Here is a 16,098-nt window from a genome sequence, read left to right on the forward strand (position 1 = left end):
GGTGCGGGTAAGGGCTCCGGTTCTACCGACACCGGCTCCGGCGCGGGCAAGGACGCCGGCTCCGGCGCCGGCAAGGGCTCGGGCGGCGGCCACGGTGGTGGCACCGGCGACAACGCCGGCTCCGGCGCGGGTCACGGCGATGACGCCGGCAAGGGTCACGGCGATGACGCCGGCAAGGGCACCGGCGACGATGCCGGCAAGGGCACCGGCGATGACGCCGGTACCGGGACCGGCGGCGGCTCCGGCGATGACGCCGGCAAGGGCGGGGACTCCGGCACCGGTGACTCCGGCTCCGGCGACCACACGCCGCCCGGCACGTACAAGCCCGGGCCCGACGGCGAGGTCCCGAAGATCAAGCGTCACGACGCGGACTTCTCGGACACCCACAACAGCAAGGGTCAGCGCAAGAGCTACCTCAACGAGGACGGCGACCTCGTGCCCGCCAACCCGCACGGTGACGCGTCGATCGTCGACCACATCGTGGGGCGTGAGCCGAAGAAGTCGGAGAGTCCTTACACCTCGACCAGTGAGGACGGCGCCAACGCCAAGGACTACGGCGGCCAGAAGATCCAGATCGATCTGCCCCGGCTCGTGGACGACATAGCCAAGGGCAAGGTCAAGGGCGTGGAGGTCTACTCGCCGAAGGAGGTCGAGGAGGCGATCCAGCAGGCCGCCGACAAGACCGCCGGCCGGCACGTGGACCTCACCGTCCCGCGGGACACCCCGCACGACGTGATCGACGCGAAGGCCGCCGAGATGGCCAAGGAGCTCGGCCTGGGCAAGGCCAAGACGAAGAGCCTCGCGCAGCGCATGAAGGACATGATGCACACACGCCGGGACTCGGAGTGGCTCATCAAGGGCGTCGTGCCGAAGGAATACATCACCGGACCGTGACGACGACCGACGGGCGGAATGCGAAAGGATGCCACTCATGACCCGCTTCAGTGAATTGCTCGGCACGGATTTCGACGGCGAGCCGACATCGGACATCGACGACGTGATCTACGGTGCCTTCGACGAGCCCGGACACCGGGACCGCGTCCCCGGGCTCGTCGAGTTGATGAACGACCCCGCCGAGCCGGAGATCGAGCGTTTCCTGGCCTGCGTGGCGCTGACGTACTGGGGCGAGGCGGCCGGGTACGAGGCGGTACTGCGGGCTGCCGCGGACCCCCGGAACACGCCCTGGTACGACTTCTCGATCGACCGCAAGTTCTCCGTCGACTGCACGTTCGCGCAGCTCGCGGACGCCGTGGCCGACCGGGACCTGACGCAGGAGAAGGGGACCGAGGGGCTGCGCCTGGAGGCCGCCCGCGCTCTGGTGCGGCTCGCCGACAGCGAGTACTTCGAGGACAAGCTGGGCGAGTTGTTCGACAGCGCCACGATGCTGGCGCTGCTGGACGACATCAAGGAGGTCGTCGGCCGGGGCGTGCGCTCTCTGGCCGCGGGGGAGAAGTACCGCTTCGAGCTCTCCACGCAGCTGGTCGACCTGGCGAGCGGGGTGTCGGCCGTCGACGGCCCCCTGGGCGTGGAACTGGCCATGAGCGTGCTGAACGTCGCTTCCCACCCCCGCGCGCTGAAGCACGCCGTCCCCGTCGTCGGCCGGGCCAAGGGCCCGGAGGGCCGGCAGTTCGGCGAGTACCTGATGTCGATCGGCGACGAGAAGGTGCAGCAGCAGGTCCGCGAGACGCTGAACGGGGTCTGAGCGGACCGCGTCGACCCGGGCCCGGCGGGTTCCCTCTTCGAGGACCCGCCGGGACGAGGTCGCGAGGGTGCGGCATTCGCCGGTCATCTGCGCAATGCCGGCGGCGCTTTGCGTTTCCCCGGCAATTGTTGATAGTCATGGCGAACGGTGCGTGTCATGCCCGCGCCGTTCCGACGTGAAGTGAATGATTCGGGGGACATTCGTGGCGACTCCGCCGCAGCAGCCGTTTCCGGCACAACAGCCGATTCCGGCACAGCAGTCCATTCCGGGGCAGCAGCCGTTCCAGCCGCAGCCCGGATTTCCGCCCCAGTCCCAGCCCCAGTTCCAGCAGGGCTTTCAGGGGCACGCGCCGCAGGGCGCCTACTGCCGCCTCTGCGGCGGTTTCCCCGCCGTCGAGACGACCGTTCGCGGGCACCAGGGCATTTTGATCATGATGCGGTTCCTGAGTCTCAAGGGGCCGTTCTGCCGCAATTGCGGGACGTCCGTGCTGCGGGACATGACCGGTAAAACGTTGCTGCAGGGCTGGTGGAGCCCCCTCTCCCTGGTCATCCTGACCCCGTTGACGCTCCTTTGGAACGTATTCGTCAGGGTCAAGCTCAATAAGCTCCCGCCCCCGGTCCCCGGTCAGCCCGGCCCGCAGCTGGACCCCGGTCTGCCGCTGCGCCGGCGGCCCGCCGTCTGGGGTGCGCTGATCCCGGTGCTCTGGCTGGCGTTCATGGCCTTTCAGATCGCCCGGGGTTCGTAGGCCCGTAAGGCCCACCCGGTCCCTACCGTCCATACCGGTTCAACCGAGCCGGCAGAGCGGGGAATGATGGCGAAGGATTACGACAGTCAGCTGCTGGAGTCGGTGTCGGTACGACGCCGGCGGATGCGTGATGCCCTGCTCTTCGGCGCCCAGCGGGCCCGCCGTACGGCGGACGAAAGGCTGGGCAAGATATTCGCGGGAATCGCCATCGCGGCGGTGCTGTGCGCGGGGTGCGTGGGGTGGTCGTTCATCCAGCACACCCTCGCCAAGCAGAAAGAGCAGCAGAAGCAGCAACAGCAGCGCTATGCGCCGCAGGTGACGCCGTCACCGTCGTTGTCTCCTTCGCCGTCCCCCTCGCACACGAAATCGGCGAAAAATCCGAAAGGAACGCACAAAGTGACGGAGCCGGCCCAGTGATAGGTTCTGCCGCGTGGTGAGCGTGGGGGCGAAGCAGCGTACGGAATTGAGCAGGGTGACGCTCGTCGGCGACCGCCGCCGGGTGGATCTCGTGCTGCCCGCGGACGAGCCCATCGGGCGGCTCCTTCCCGACGTCCTGCGGCTGTTGGGCGACAAGGTCGGCGACCGTCCGGCCGCACGACACCTGATCACCGCTGACGGAACGGTTCTGCCGCAGGACGGCACCCTTGCCGAGGCCGGCGTGCCCGACGGCGCGCTGCTCCGGCTCGTCCGCGTGCACGACGCGCCCTCCGCGCCCGTCGTGCACGACGTCACCGACGAGCTCGCCGAGGACCTGGACGTACGGGCCTGGCGCTGGCGTCCCGCGGCCCGGCAGTGGACCGCGAGCCTCGCCACGATCGTGCTGGCCCTGACCGCCGGAGTGCTCGCGCGCGACAGCCTCGGGGCGGCCGCCGTGGCCGGCGGCCTCGCCGGGATCGCCGCGCTCGTCGCCGCCGTCGGTGCCGTCTCCGCGGCCCTCGGCGGCCGGAAGGCCCGCGAGGAGCGGGGCGGCGCCCCCGCCGGCCGTGAACTCGGCACCACCCTCATGCTCACCGGCGGCGCGCTCGGCCTCCTCGCCGCGTGGACCGCCGCCGACGCGCACGCCTGGTCCGGGCCCGCACGGCTCGCCGCCGTGGCCGGTGCGCTGGCCGTGACGCTCGCGCTCCTCGGACTGTTCTCGCCGCTCGGCAAGGGCGGACTGATCGGCGCCGCGGCGATCGTGGCGACCGCCGGGGCGTGGGAGGGCGTCGCGCTGCTCCAGGACGAACCGGCCCGCGTCGGCTCCGTCATGGCCGTCGTCTCCGTGGTCGTCCTCGGTCTGCTGCCGCGTCTGGCGCTGATGGCGGCCGGTCTCACCGGGCTCGACGACCGCCGCTCCGGCGGCGCCTCCGTCAGCCGGCACCAGGTGGAGACCGCACTGGCCGCCACCCACCGCGGGCTGGCCCTGGCCACAGTTGTCGTCGCGGCGTCCGCGGTCGGCGGCGGGATGCTGGCCGTCACCGCGCCCACGTGGTGGACGGTCCTGCTCACGGCCGTGCTCGCCGTCGTCCTGCTCTCCCGGTCCCGGGCCTTCCCGCTCGTCGCCGAGGTCGTGGTGCTGCTGGCCGCCGCCCTGGTGCTGCTCGTACGCCTCGCGGTGCTCTGGATCGACCACATCCCCGGTACCCCGGCCGGGCCGCTGGCCGCGCTGTGCGTCGTGGCGGTCGCGCCACTGGCCGCGCTGGCCGTCCGGCTGCCGGAACACGTCGGCGTCCGGCTGCGCCGCGCCGTGGACCTCGTCGAGACCATCGGTGTGATCGCGCTGTTCCCGCTCGCGGTCGGGGTGTTCGGCGTCTACGTGCGCCTGCTCCACCAGTTCTGACCCAGGAGTTCCAGGAGAGACGCATGGCCCAGGACGACTGGCAGGGCGACGTGCTGCGCAACCTGCGCGGCGTGACGGACAGCCTCAAGCAAGAGACGGACGAGGCGAAGGGGGCGGGCGAGCAGGACGCCCCCGCCGCCCCGCCCGCGACCGCACCCCCGGTGGCCGACGCGGCCCCGGGGGCCGTCGCCGACCCCCGGCCCGTACCGGCCCCGAGGCCCCTGCCCACGCCCGTCACCATGGAGCTCCCGCTCCCCGAGGAGCTGATCAAGGGCAAGCCGCTCAGCGGGGACTCCGCCGCCAAGCGGACCTCCCGCTCGCTGCGCCGCCTCGTCGGCTCCTCCGCCACCCGCGAGGTGGAGGAGGCGACCCGCGTCGCCCAGGCGCTGCAGCAGCCGCTCACCACGGGCCGTCAGATCGTCGTCACCAGCATCCGCGGCGGCGCGGGCAAGACGACCGTGAGCGCGCTGCTCGGCCGTACGTACGCGCACTACCGCCAGGACCCCGTGCTGATGCTGGAGGCCGACCCCGCGCTGGGCACGCTCCCGGCCCGGCTCGGTGCCACCAAGGTGCGCTGGACCACCAGCGACCTGGCCCGGATCCTCGATCCGTCGATGCAGCTGAACGACGTCGTCGGCTATCTCGTCCAGCTCCCCGACCGGGGCTGGCTGCTGCCCGGCAGCCAGGGCCGGGTCGGCAACCGGCTGGAGCTCGACGAGTACCGCTCGGTGATGGTCGCCCTGCGCCGCTACTTCGGCATCACCGTCGTCGACTGCGACACCCTCCCCAGCGAACTCTCCCGCACGGCCCTGGCCGCGGCCCAGGCCCGGGTGCTGGTCACCCCGGCCACCGCCGAGGGCATCACCAGCACCCGCGCGGTGCTGGACTGGATGGTCTCGCTGGGCAGGCCCCGGTTGCTGGAGGGAACCGTGGTGCTCGTCGCCGCGTCGTCCCCCCATATGACGCTTGACGTGACCGCGGCGAGCGAACACCTCAGGGTCGACGGCGTGAAGGTGCTGACCCTCCCTTACGACCGGCACCTCGCCACCGGCGGCCGGATCCACACCGACCTGCTCGGCCAGGCCACCCGCGAGGCCGTCACCGAGCTCGCCGCCGACGTCCTCACCCGAGCCATGAGCAGGCGAAGCACCCGATGACCACCCGCATAGTCCACCGCCCCGCCCGGACCACCCGGCCCCTGGCGGCCCCCGAGGCACGCACCATAGAGCCGCCGCCCAACCTGCCGGAGGGCAAGACGGGCGGCGCCCTGCACACCCTCATGCCCATCGCGGGCGTGATGAGCTCCGTCGTGATGATGACGATGGTGCGCAACAGCCAGTTCGCCGGGCTCGGCGCGATCGTCCTCGTCGTCACCGTCATCGGCTCGGTCGGCATGCTGCTGTCCCAGCGCGGCAAGGCCCAGCGCACCCGGCGCCAGCAGCGCGAGCGCTATCTGGAGTACCTCGAGGAGCTGCGCGAGGAGCTCGGCGCCGAGGAGCGCGAGCGCCGTGAGGCCGCCCGGCTGCTCGACCCGCCGCCCGAGGCGCTCTACGACCTCGTGCGCGACCCGGCCCGGCTGTGGGAGCGGCGCCGCCTGGACGGCGACTTCCTGCGCGTCCGCGTGGGCACCGGCCGGATGCCCGCCCGGCAGCTGACCATCGGTGAGCAGGGCAGCAGCGTCCTCACCCCGCCCGACCGGTTCATGCTCAATGAGGCCGGGGCGCTGAAGAATCGATTCTCCACTGCTGCCGACCTGCCCCTGACCGTCCCCCTCGACCGGGCCGGCAACATCAGCGTCGTCGGCGACCGCGACGGCGTCCTGCGCGTCGTGCGCGCCCTGCTCACCCAGGCCGCCGTCGCCCACGCCCCCGACGACGTCGCCTTCGCCCTCGCCTGCCCCGGCGACCGCATGGACGACTGGGCCTGGATCAAGTGGCTGCCCCACACCCTCGACCCCGAGGAGCACGACGGGCCCGTCAACGCCCGCCGCATCGCCCCCGCCCTGGCCCCGCTCGCCCGCCTGATGAGCCGCGACCTGCGCGCCCGCGCCTCCTACGCCGCCGAGGTACGCCGCGGCCTGTCCGGCAAGGACGCCCTCGAGATGGCCGGCCGGCTGCTGGTCGTCAGCGACGAGTACGGCGAGGACGCCCACGAACTGCCCCGCCCCGACGACGCCGTGACCCTGCGGGACATGGGCGTCACCGTGCTGCACCTGGTCGCCGAGCGCGTCCAGGAACCCGGCCAGGTCTCGCTGCGCATCACCGTCGACGGCGACCAGGTCCACATCGAGGACCTGCGCCCCGCCGAGCCCCTCACCTCCGAGGGCACCAGCGACCGCGCCACCGCCGCCGGCGCCGAAGGACTCGCCCGCCTGCTGTCCCCCCTGCGCCTGTCCGCCGAGTCCCTCGTCGACGCACCCCTGTCCGGCCCCGTCGACTTCGCCGAAATGCTCGGCATCGACGACCCGGCCGCACTCGACGTCGCCTCCCTGTGGCGGCCCCGCGGCGAACGCGCCTTCCTGCGCGTCCCCATCGGCGTCAGCGACAGCCGCGAACCCGTCCTGCTCGACCTGAAGGAATCCTCCGAACTCGGCATGGGCCCGCACGGCCTGTGCGTCGGCGCCACCGGCTCCGGCAAGAGCGAACTCCTGCGCACCCTGGTGCTGGCCCTCGTCGCCTCGCACCCGCCGGAGGACCTCGCCATGGTCCTCGTCGACTACAAGGGCGGCGCCACCTTCGCCCCCTTCGCCGACCTGCCGCACGTCGCCGGCGTCATCACCAACCTCGAGAACCAGGCCGGCCTCGTCGAGCGCGTCCACTCCTCCCTCGCCGGCGAGGTCCAGCGCCGCCAGCAGGTCCTCAAGGACGCCGGGAACATCGCCGACATCGGCCACTACGCCGCCCTGCGCGAGACCCGCCCCGACCTCGACCCGCTGCCCCACCTCTTCGTGGTCATCGACGAGTTCGGCGAGCTGCTCACCGCCAAGCCCGACTTCATCGACCTGTTCCTGTCCATCGGCCGCATCGGCCGCTCCATCGGCGTGCACCTGCTGCTCTCCAGCCAGCGCATCGAGGGCGGCAAGCTCAAGGGCCTGGACACCTACCTCTCCTACCGGCTCGGCCTGCGCACCTTCTCCGCCGACGAGTCCCGCACGGTCCTGGACACCACAGACGCCTTCCACCTGCCGCCCATCCCCGGCTTCGGCTACCTCAAGGTCGACACCAGCGCCTACGAGCGGTTCAAGGCCAGCTTCGTCTCCGGCCCCTACCGCGGCCCCGCGCTGCCCACCGAAGAGGACGGCGGCCCCGTCGTCCTGCCCTACCCGGACTTCAACACACTCGGCGAGCCCGAGACGGCCGCCGGCGACGCGGAACCGTCCATGCGCCACCGCAACCCCGGCCCCACCACCATGTCCGTCGTCGTCGACCAGCTGCGCGGCGCCGCCGCCCCCACCCGCGCCATCTGGCTGCCGCCACTGCCCAAGGCCATCGCCCTGGACGCCTCGGCCGGCCCTGTCCAGGCCGGCGTGCGCGGCCTCCAGCTCGCCGTACGGCCCGGCCCGCTCAAGGTGCCGCTCGGCCTCCTCGACGACCCGGCCAAGCAGTGGCAGGGCCAGTGGGTCCTCGACCTGACCGTCGCCGGCGGCCACGCCGCCGTCATCGGCGGCCCCCAGTCCGGCAAGACCACCCTCCTGCGCACCCTGGCCCTCTCCCTGGCCATGACGCACACCCCGCGCGAGGTCGGCATCTACGGACTCGACCTCGTCGGCGGCGGCCTCGCGGCCCTGGCCGGACTCCCGCACGTCGGCGGCATCGCCGGCCGCGCCGACCGCGAACGCGCCGCCCGCACCGTCGAAGAGGTCCGCGGCATGCTCGCCGCCCGCGAGGAGCTCTTCCGCGAGCACGGCATCGACTCCGTCGAGCGCCTGCGCGAGCTGCGCGCCGAGGGCCGCCTGCCGGAGCTGTCCTCCACCGAGATCGTGCTGATCATCGACGGCTTCGGCGCCCTGCGCGACGACTTCGAGGAGATCGAGGACGCGGTCACCGACCTGCTCAAGCGCGGCGGCGGCTACGGCATCCACGTCGTGGCCGGCATGCTGCGCTGGAACGACGTCCGCATCGCCACCCAGGCCATGTTCGGCACCCGCGTCGAACTGCGCCTGAACGACCCCGGCGACTCCAGCATCGACCGCAAGCTCGCCGAGACCCTGGGCCCGGACGAGAAGGGCCGCGTCCTGACCGACGGCAAGCTCTTCGCCCAGACCGCGCTGCCCCGCATCGACGCCCTCGCCTCCACCACCGAGCTGGGCCCGGCCGTCGAACAGGCGGCCATGGTGATCCGCTCGGCCTGGTCCGGCGACGGCGCCCAGCGGGTCCGGGTGCTGCCCGCGCGCATCCCCGCCGCCTCCCTGCCGTCGGTGACGGCCGAGCCCAACCGGGTGCCCCTCGGAGTGGACCAGACGGCGCTCGCGCCCGTCCTGCTCGACCTCTTCAAGCGCGACCAGCACCTGATGATCCTCGGCGACAGCGAGTGCGGGAAGACCAACCTGCTGCGCCTGGTCACCCAGGGGCTCATGGAGCGCTACTCCGACGAGGAGATCGTCTTCGCGGTCATGGACCCCCGCCGCGGCCTGCGCAAGCTGGTGCCCGAGGAGTACCGCGGCGGCTACGCCCACAACTCCAAGCTCTGCGGCGCCCTGGCCACCGGCATCGCCACCGAGCTCGAGAAGCGCATGCCCGACGACCTCGCCGCCCAGGACGCCCTCGCCTCCGGCACCTGGTACTCGGGCCCGCGCATCGTCATCCTCATCGACGACTACGACATCCTCACCACCGCCGGCCAGCAACCGCTCGCGCCGTTCCTGCCGTTCATCCCCTCCGCACAGGACATCGGCCTGCACTTCGTCGTCACCCGACGCGTCGCGGGCTCCTCCCGGGCGCTGTACGAGCCGTTCCTGATGACGCTCCGCGAGAGCGGTACGACCGCGGTCGTCATGACCGGCGACCGGCAGGAGGGCCAGCTCTTCCCCGGGGTGTACGCCAGCGCCCAGCCGCCCGGCCGGGGCACCCTCGTGCGCCGGGGCGAGACCACACGGCTGATCCAGACGGCGCTGGCCGAGGACGACGGCGACAAGGACATCTGATGACCAAAGACGTGATCGCGCTCACCGAGCGGATGCCCGACACCGTGAGCATGCTCGCGGGCCTCCTCTCCGGCGGCCCCGACCTGCAGGTACGGACCCTCGGCGACGGGGCCGTGGTGCAGCTGTGCAACGCCGAGGGGCGGCCGCTCGTCTCCATCGAGGCGCCCATGCTGCTCCAGGTGCCGGGCGAGGCCGCCCGGCTGCTCGGACCCGACGCCGAGCCGGCCTCCGGCACGGCCTGGTGGATCGAGGCCCGCGCCGCCACCTCCGTGCCCCAGGCCGAGGAGCTCGCCGGGGCCTTCGCGGCCCGCCTGACCATGATGCTGGGCGGGACGATCTGGCCGCCGGACGTCCCCGGCACCACCGACCCCGCCCACCCCGTCGACACCTCCGGCATCACCGCCGTACCGGCCCCCGCGGCCGCCCAGCCGGCGGTCGACATGCTCACCCCGCGCACGGCCATCGTCCTGCAGGACCGGCCGGTCGTCCCGATGACCAGCTGGCTGTCGGAGGCGCTGCGCGCCGCGCTGGAGAGCGACCGCGGCCTGCAGATCGTCACCCCCGGCCACTGCCGCATCTCCCCGGCCCTGCGATCGGTGCTCGACGCGCCCACGCGCTGGGTCGTCCAGGACGAACGGTGCGGCTACTACGACGGGACGTCCGGCGCGGTGCTGCGCTGGGAGGACGGCGCGTTCGTACCCGACCGCGACGAGAGCGGCGAGACCCCGGTCGCCGAGTCCTTCGCCGACCTGCGGCCCACCGACGAGCGCAGGCTCATCGTCTCCTTCCGCACCGTCCACGCACCCGAGGCCGACCTCGTCCTCGGCGGGGCCCTGGAGACCGTCTGGCGGAAGCTGACCGGCGCCCCGCCGGCGGGCTGGAGCACCGCCGAACCGGTGAACGTGCCGTGGTCGCGGCGGCAGCTGACCGACCTGGCCTACGAGCGCGCCCCCCGGCCCACCTGGACCGCGGTCGTCGGCCACCCCGACCGCCCGGCCTTCGCCACCCTGCGGGTCATCCGCACCCCCAAGGGCGTCGAGGAGGACGTCACCCTCACCCTGGGCTACGGCCCGGGCGAGGAGGTGCCCCTCGCGGAGCTGCCCGCGCTGGCGGACGAGCTCGTGACCCGGTACGGGCTGGCGTCGCTGGTGTGCCAGCTGCGCGAGGCGGGCCGGGACCTGAGCGTCCCGCCCCGCCTGGAGCTGCCGCCGGTGCCGGTCGGCTTCGCCCTGGGATCCGAGGAGGTGCGGGAGGTGGGCAGGGCCCACGCGTCCCGCACGCCGCTCCGCGAGGCCCCGGTGCGGCTCGGCCCGGCGTCCCGGCCCGGCTACTACTACGGGCTGGGCGACGGCGAGGGCCCGGAGGGCTGGGAGGCCATGAAGACCCTCATGCACTACCTGAGGTCGGGCGGGGAGGACTTCGCCGGGGCGGCCGGCTGACGGCCCCGCGCGCGGGACCGCCCACGGCCCCGCGCGCACGGCCCGCGCCTCACTTGGCGGAGGTGCGGAACGCCCAGTCCATCCGCGGCTCCACCACGCAGCGGAACACCCGCCGCACGGGGGCGGTGCACAGCACGGTCATCATCCCGATCGCCAGCACCGTCACCACGACCCCGCCCACCGGCCGGCGGATCCACTCGGCGGCGTCGTACCACTCCCACCACCGCGAGAGCTTGATCAGGAAGCCGTGCAGCAGGAACCCGTACAGGGTCCCGCCGCCCAGCGCGGTGAACCACATCCTCCGGCGCGGCACCCACGCCAGGAAGCAGGCCGTGAGCACGGCGGCGCAGGCGAAGAGGGCGAGGAGGGCGACCGGGGCGGTCCAGGCCGGCTCGTGCAGGCCCTGGGCGCTGTCGTTGTGGAAGAACCACTCGGTGTTCAGCTGCGGCGGCGGCCAGTAGTTCACCGCGATCACCGCGGCGAAGACCGGCACCGCGGCGATCCGCACCCAGCGCCGCCGCACCAGGTCGAAGTGGTGGCGCTCCAGGTGCAGGCCGATCACGAAGAAGGGCAGGAACTGCAGCACCCGCTGCAGGTCGAAGTCGCTGCCGATGTCGGGGGAGACCGCGGCCAGGACGGAGATCACCAGGGCGACCGGCACCGGCCAGCGGATCGCCTTCCAGATGGGTGTGGTCAGCCGCCAGACGAACAGCGCCGCCAGGAACCAGTTCAGGTACCAGGGGTTGGTCAGCGAGATCGACTCCGGCGGAGCATCGTCCTCCGCCCAGTGCTGGAAGTACGTGTAGGCGACCTCGAAGACCACGTACGGCACGACGACGCCCGTGACCAGACGTTTGACCTTGGCGGGACTCAGATCGAAGCTACGCGAGAAGTAGCCGGATATGAGGATGAACGCCGGCATGTGGAAGGCGTAGACCGTGTAGTACAGCGCTGTCGCCGTACGGCTGGTGTAGGTGAGCGGCTGCCACGCGTGACCGAGGGCGACCAGCACGATCGCCAGGTACTTCGCGTTGTCGAAGAAGGGGTCGCGCCCCGTGGGGGCGGTGGCGCCGGCCGTGGCCGGACCGGGCGCTGTGACCACCGTGGCAGGGGTGGCTGTGGGGGACATCCGAGGCACCCTAGCCCGGTGGGTGATCTCGTGGAACCCCCGTCCCCGGGTCGCCGACCGGTCCGACAACTGCTCCGTCCGCGTGGATTCCGGCCGGAACCCTCCGTCAAGAACCCCTGGTAATACCCCGATGAATCGTCACGGCATCGCCCAGGACGGCGAGTTGGTGGCACGATGGTTGCGAGTGGGGGGCGTGCGGAAGGGCATGGCTCCCGGGCCCGGCCAGGCGTTTCCGAGCGAAGGTGTGATCAGTCGTGGTCGTTTCACTGTCCGTGGTGCTGCTCTTGGCCATCGTCCTGGTGGTGATGATCCGTAGCAACAACATCAAGGCGGGCCCGGCGATCGTCGCCATCCTCTTCGGGTTCTTCCTCGCCTCCACGGGCATGGCGCCGTCCATCACGAGGTTCCTGAACTCGCTCGCGGTGACGATAAGCAACATCAAGCTCTGATGTCTCCCGGGCAACGCAGAACGCCCCCGGCGAAGGCCGGAGGCGTTGCGGTGGAGCGGGCGACGGGAATCGAACCCGCGTAGCCAGTTTGGAAGACTGGGGCTCTACCATTGAGCTACGCCCGCGTGCGCCGTCGAACACCCGGAAGTGGTGCGGCACGTTGTGCATCGTAGCGGGTCGGGGTGGTGCGTCGCACATCACCCCCGCGCTGCGGGCGGATCGCGCCACCGACGGCCGGGTGCCAGTGCCCCGAATGCGGCAACCGACGCCCTCCCGGGCATGTACCCTACGTCTCGCACCGACGGGGTGTGGCGCAGCTTGGTAGCGCGTCCGCTTTGGGAGCGGAAGGTCGTCGGTTCGAATCCGGCCACCCCGACCAGCAAGATCACATTGTGGGGCCCATCCTGCTTGCGGTTACTATGCAAGCTGCGCGTCTGTGTGTCTTCCTACCGGGCGCGGTCCGCTGAACATCAGCACCCGCTGAGCAGCAGAAACCCAGAAGTCAGCCCCAAGGAGACCGAACCGTGAAGAGCGCCGTGGAGACCCTGAACCCGACTCGGGTTCGGCTCACTGTCGAGGTGCCCTTCGAGGAGCTCAAGGCCAGCCTCGACGCGGCGTACAAGAAGATCAACCAGCAGGTCACGGTGAAGGGCTTCCGCTCGGGCAAGATCCCGGCGCGCGTCATCGACCAGCGCTTCGGCCGTGGTGCCGTGCTGGAGGAGGCCGTCAACGACGCGCTTCCGAAGTTCTACACCGAGGCGGTCAACGAGGCCGACCTGAACCCGCTGGGTCAGCCCGAGGTCGACATCACCGAGCTGAAGGACGGCGAGCTGCTGGCCTTCACCGCCGAGGTCGACGTCCGCCCGACCCTCGAGATCCCGGACTACTCCGGCATCGAGGTCACCGTCGACGCGGTCGAGGTCACCGACGAGGACGTCGAGAAGTCGGTCGAGCAGCTGCGTGAGCGCTTCGCGACCACCTCCCCCGTCGAGCGCGCCGCCGCCGAGGGCGACATCGTCACCGTCGACCTGGAGGCCAAGGTCGACGGCGAGGTGCTGGAGGACGGCGTCGCGTCCGACGTCGACTACACCATCGGTTCCGGCCAGCTGCTGGACGGCATCGACGAGGCCGTCAAGGGCCTCGAGGCCGGTGCCTCCGCCACCTTCACCTCGCAGCTCAAGGGCGGCAGCGCCGAGGGCAAGGACGCCGAGATCAAGGTCGACGTCAAGTCCGTCAAGGCCCGTGAACTGCCCGAGCTGGACGACGACTTCGCCCAGATGGCGAGCGAGTTCGACACCCTCGAGGAGCTCAAGGCGGACAGCCGCAAGCGCCTCGAGCGGATGAAGACGTTCGACCAGGCCACCCAGGCCCAGGAGAAGGTCCTCGAGGAGCTGCTGCAGCTCGTCGAGGTCCCGATGCCCGAGAAGCTGCTCGAGGACGAGGTCAACACTCGTAAGCACAACCTCGAGAACCACCAGCTCGCCCAGATCGGCATGACCCTGGACAAGTACCTGGAGATGCAGGGCAAGTCCGCCGAGGAGTTCGACGCCGAGCTCAAGGAGCAGGCCGAGAAGGGCATCAAGACCCAGTTCGTCCTCGACGAGATCGTCAACAAGGAGAAGGTCTCCGTCGGCCAGGAGGAGCTCACCGAGCACCTCATGCGCCGTGCGCAGTCCTCCGGCATGAGCCCCGACCAGTTCGCGCAGGCCGTCGTCGAGCAGGGCCAGGTCCCGATGCTCGTCGGCGAGGTCGCCCGCGGCAAGGCCCTCGCGACCGTCGTCGAGGCCGCCACGGTCAAGGACTCCAACGGTGAGGTCGTCGACCTCGAGGACGAGGACGAGACCGAGGCCGCCGCCGAGACGGTCGAGGCCGCCGAGGACAAGACCGAGGCCTGAGCCCCGCTCCCCTCGTAGGTCCTCCGTACGGACCCGTAAGGGTCCCGTACGGGCCTCGTACGGATCCCGTACCGAGCGTGTTCAGGACGGGCCCGGACGTGAGCCCCCCGCCATCCGGCGGGGGCCCGCGGCCGGGCCCGTCCTGTTCCCTGCGGGGCCGTTGTGCGCAGTGGCCGAACCTGCGCTCAGAGCGAACAGTTACTGATGCGGGATGGCGCCTGCCGACCAGCGCGTTAGGGTCCGTAGATACGAGGGCAGGGGAGACATGGCAGCGCGCCGGGACCGTTCCGGCCACGCCATCCCCCGGTCCCCAGAGAAGACGCGGAGACGGCCCGTTGCCGTCAGAGACGAGCAGGTGGATACGTGACTAATCTGATGCCTTCCGCCGCCGGTGAGATCGCCATCGGTGGTGGCCTCGGCGACCAGGTCTACAACCGGCTGCTCGGGGAGCGGATCATCTTCCTGGGTCAGCAGGTCGACGACGACATCGCCAACAAGATCACGGCGCAGATGCTCCTCCTGGCCGCGGACCCGACCAAGGACATCTACCTCTACATCAACAGCCCCGGCGGTTCGGTGACGGCCGGCATGGCGGTCTACGACACCATGCAGTACATCCCGAACGACGTGGTCACCATCGGCATGGGCCTCGCCGCCTCCATGGGCCAGTTCCTGCTGACCGGCGGCACCGCCGGCAAGCGCTTCGCGCTGCCCAACACCGACATCCTCATGCACCAGGGCTCCGCGGGCCTCGGCGGCACCGCCACGGACATCAAGATCCAGGCCGAGCAGCTGCTCCGCACCAAGAAGCGCATGGCGGAGATCACCGCCGCGCACACCGGCCAGACCGTGGAGACGATCATCCGCGACGGTGACCGCGACCGCTGGTTCACCGCCGAGGAGGCCAAGGAGTACGGGATCATCGACGAGATCATCACGCACGCCGCTGGTGTTCCGGGCGGCGGCGGCACGGGCGCCTGACGCCCCCTGCCGGACCGCCGACAGCCGTATTCCAGCCCACCGACCGCCATCAGGATGGTGAACACCCGCATGAACATCTCGTCGCCCAGCGGCCTCTACACCGGCCCCCAGGCTGAAGCCCGCTACGTCGTGCCGCGCTTCGTCGAGCGCACCTCGCAGGGCGTGCGCGAGTACGACCCGTACGCGAAGCTCTTCGAAGAGCGCGTGATCTTCCTCGGCGTCCAGATCGACGACGCCTCGGCCAACGACGTCATGGCGCAGCTGCTGTGCCTGGAGTCGATGGACCCGGACCGCGACATCTCGATCTACATCAACAGCCCCGGCGGCTCGTTCACGGCCCTCACGGCCATCTACGACACGATGCAGTTCGTGAAGCCGGACATCCAGACGGTCTGCATGGGCCAGGCCGCCTCCGCCGCCGCGATCCTGCTCGCCGCCGGTACCCCCGGCAAGCGCATGGCCCTGCCCAACGCCCGCGTGCTGATCCACCAGCCCTCCAGCCAGACGGGCCGCGAGCAGCTCTCCGACCTGGAGATCGCCGCCAAGGAGATCATGCGCATGCGCACGCAGCTGGAGGAGATGCTGGCCAAGCACTCCACCCAGCCGATCGAGAAGATCCGCGACGACATCGAGCGCGACAAGATCCTCACCGCTGAGGACGCGCTCGCATACGGTCTGGTCGACCAGATCGTCTCGACGCGCAAGTCGTCCGTGACGGTCTGACCGGTCTCACCCACCGGTCGGCCGGTTCACTCCGGCAGACCCTCCCGGCCGGTCCTTCCGGCCGGTCCGGTCT

12 protein-coding genes, 2 tRNA genes and 1 pseudogene are annotated in these 16,098 nt (G+C 71.3%); 13 read left to right on the top strand and 2 right to left on the bottom strand.

Features of this window, described 5'->3' with window-relative positions; genetic code table 11:
- The 8 genes and pseudogenes from AB0G59_RS10010 to AB0G59_RS10045 all read left to right on the top strand — a co-directional run.
- Nucleotides 1–894 (top strand): annotated as a pseudogene (locus AB0G59_RS10010) (hypothetical protein); the annotation flags it as partial.
- Nucleotides 895–931: 37 nt separating this feature from the next.
- Nucleotides 932–1,702, top strand: coding sequence for a hypothetical protein (locus AB0G59_RS10015; RefSeq protein ID WP_360909843.1), 771 nt, complete (start codon nt 932–934; stop codon nt 1,700–1,702).
- A 202-nt stretch (nt 1,703–1,904) separates the two neighbouring features.
- A complete protein-coding gene (locus AB0G59_RS10020) occupies nt 1,905–2,447 on the top strand; it encodes a hypothetical protein (protein ID WP_360909845.1) in 543 nt (180 codons plus the stop codon).
- 66 nt (nt 2,448–2,513) lie between these two features.
- The gene (locus tag AB0G59_RS10025) at nt 2,514–2,864 is read left to right on the top strand and encodes a hypothetical protein (protein WP_360910013.1); all 351 of its coding nucleotides are present in this window, start codon (nt 2,514–2,516) and stop codon (nt 2,862–2,864) included.
- 13 nt (nt 2,865–2,877) lie between these two features.
- Entirely contained in the window at nt 2,878–4,266 is a 1,389-nt protein-coding gene (gene eccD / locus AB0G59_RS10030; RefSeq protein ID WP_360909847.1) for a type VII secretion integral membrane protein EccD, read from the top strand.
- Between the two features lie 23 nt (nt 4,267–4,289).
- Nucleotides 4,290–5,423: a MinD/ParA family protein gene (locus tag AB0G59_RS10035; protein WP_360909849.1), complete on the top strand. Its 1,134-nt coding sequence runs from the start codon at nt 4,290–4,292 to the stop codon at nt 5,421–5,423.
- Entirely contained in the window at nt 5,420–9,409 is a 3,990-nt protein-coding gene (gene eccCa / locus AB0G59_RS10040; RefSeq protein ID WP_360909851.1) for a type VII secretion protein EccCa, read from the top strand. Before AB0G59_RS10035 ends, eccCa begins: the two co-directional genes overlap by 4 nt.
- Complete coding sequence (locus AB0G59_RS10045) at nt 9,409–10,848, top strand: DUF6177 family protein (RefSeq protein ID WP_360909853.1); 1,440 nt, start codon at nt 9,409–9,411, stop codon at nt 10,846–10,848. The genes eccCa and AB0G59_RS10045 overlap by 1 nt, the downstream gene beginning before the upstream one ends.
- Before the next feature lie 49 nt (nt 10,849–10,897).
- On the opposite strand, the gene AB0G59_RS10050 is transcribed toward AB0G59_RS10045, so the two are convergent.
- On the bottom strand, nt 10,898–11,977 hold the full coding sequence (locus AB0G59_RS10050) for an acyltransferase family protein (RefSeq protein WP_360909855.1): 1,080 nt from the start codon (nt 11,975–11,977) through the stop codon (nt 10,898–10,900).
- Between the two features lie 254 nt (nt 11,978–12,231).
- Between AB0G59_RS10050 and AB0G59_RS10055 the strand changes: the two genes are divergently transcribed.
- On the top strand, nt 12,232–12,426 hold the full coding sequence (locus AB0G59_RS10055) for a hypothetical protein (protein ID WP_360909857.1): 195 nt from the start codon (nt 12,232–12,234) through the stop codon (nt 12,424–12,426).
- Between the two features lie 51 nt (nt 12,427–12,477).
- Here the strand turns inward: AB0G59_RS10055 and AB0G59_RS10060 are convergent.
- Nucleotides 12,478–12,551 (bottom strand) — tRNA-Gly (locus AB0G59_RS10060).
- A gap of 177 nt (nt 12,552–12,728) precedes the next feature.
- On the opposite strand from AB0G59_RS10060, the gene AB0G59_RS10065 reads away from it, so the two are divergent.
- The 4 genes from AB0G59_RS10065 to AB0G59_RS10080 all read left to right on the top strand — a co-directional run bounded on the left by AB0G59_RS10065 (nt 12,729) and on the right by AB0G59_RS10080 (nt 16,025).
- Nucleotides 12,729–12,805 (top strand) — tRNA-Pro (locus AB0G59_RS10065).
- Between the two features lie 145 nt (nt 12,806–12,950).
- Complete coding sequence (tig, locus tag AB0G59_RS10070; RefSeq protein WP_360909859.1) at nt 12,951–14,321, top strand: trigger factor; 1,371 nt, start codon at nt 12,951–12,953, stop codon at nt 14,319–14,321.
- Nucleotides 14,322–14,696: 375 nt separating this feature from the next.
- The gene (locus AB0G59_RS10075; RefSeq protein ID WP_071963360.1) at nt 14,697–15,302 is read left to right on the top strand and encodes an ATP-dependent Clp protease proteolytic subunit; all 606 of its coding nucleotides are present in this window, start codon (nt 14,697–14,699) and stop codon (nt 15,300–15,302) included.
- A 54-nt stretch (nt 15,303–15,356) separates the two neighbouring features.
- Nucleotides 15,357–16,025, top strand: a complete 669-nt coding sequence (locus AB0G59_RS10080; protein ID WP_177337882.1) for an ATP-dependent Clp protease proteolytic subunit — start codon at nt 15,357–15,359, stop codon at nt 16,023–16,025.
- Nucleotides 16,026–16,098 lie beyond the last annotated feature (73 nt).

This window comes from Streptomyces sp. NPDC021096 (assembly GCF_040641275.1).
In the GTDB taxonomy this organism is placed as follows: Bacteria; Actinomycetota; Actinomycetes; order Streptomycetales; family Streptomycetaceae; genus Streptomyces.

What these genes read in the sequence shown, in the direction of transcription:
- AB0G59_RS10015 (WP_360909843.1), top strand. Translation starts at nt 932, where the DNA reads ATGACCCGCTTCAGTGAATTGCTCGGCACGGATTTCGACGGCGAGCCG.
- AB0G59_RS10025 (WP_360910013.1), top strand. Translation starts at nt 2,514, where the DNA reads ATGGCGAAGGATTACGACAGTCAGCTGCTGGAGTCGGTGTCGGTACGA.
- AB0G59_RS10075 (WP_071963360.1), top strand. Translation starts at nt 14,697, where the DNA reads ATGCCTTCCGCCGCCGGTGAGATCGCCATCGGTGGTGGCCTCGGCGAC.
- AB0G59_RS10050 (WP_360909855.1), bottom strand. Translation starts at nt 11,977, where the DNA reads ATGTCCCCCACAGCCACCCCTGCCACGGTGGTCACAGCGCCCGGTCCG.
- AB0G59_RS10045 (WP_360909853.1), top strand. Translation starts at nt 9,409, where the DNA reads ATGACCAAAGACGTGATCGCGCTCACCGAGCGGATGCCCGACACCGTG.
- AB0G59_RS10035 (WP_360909849.1), top strand. Translation starts at nt 4,290, where the DNA reads ATGGCCCAGGACGACTGGCAGGGCGACGTGCTGCGCAACCTGCGCGGC.
- eccCa (WP_360909851.1), top strand. Translation starts at nt 5,420, where the DNA reads ATGACCACCCGCATAGTCCACCGCCCCGCCCGGACCACCCGGCCCCTG.
- AB0G59_RS10080 (WP_177337882.1), top strand. Translation starts at nt 15,357, where the DNA reads ATGGTGAACACCCGCATGAACATCTCGTCGCCCAGCGGCCTCTACACC.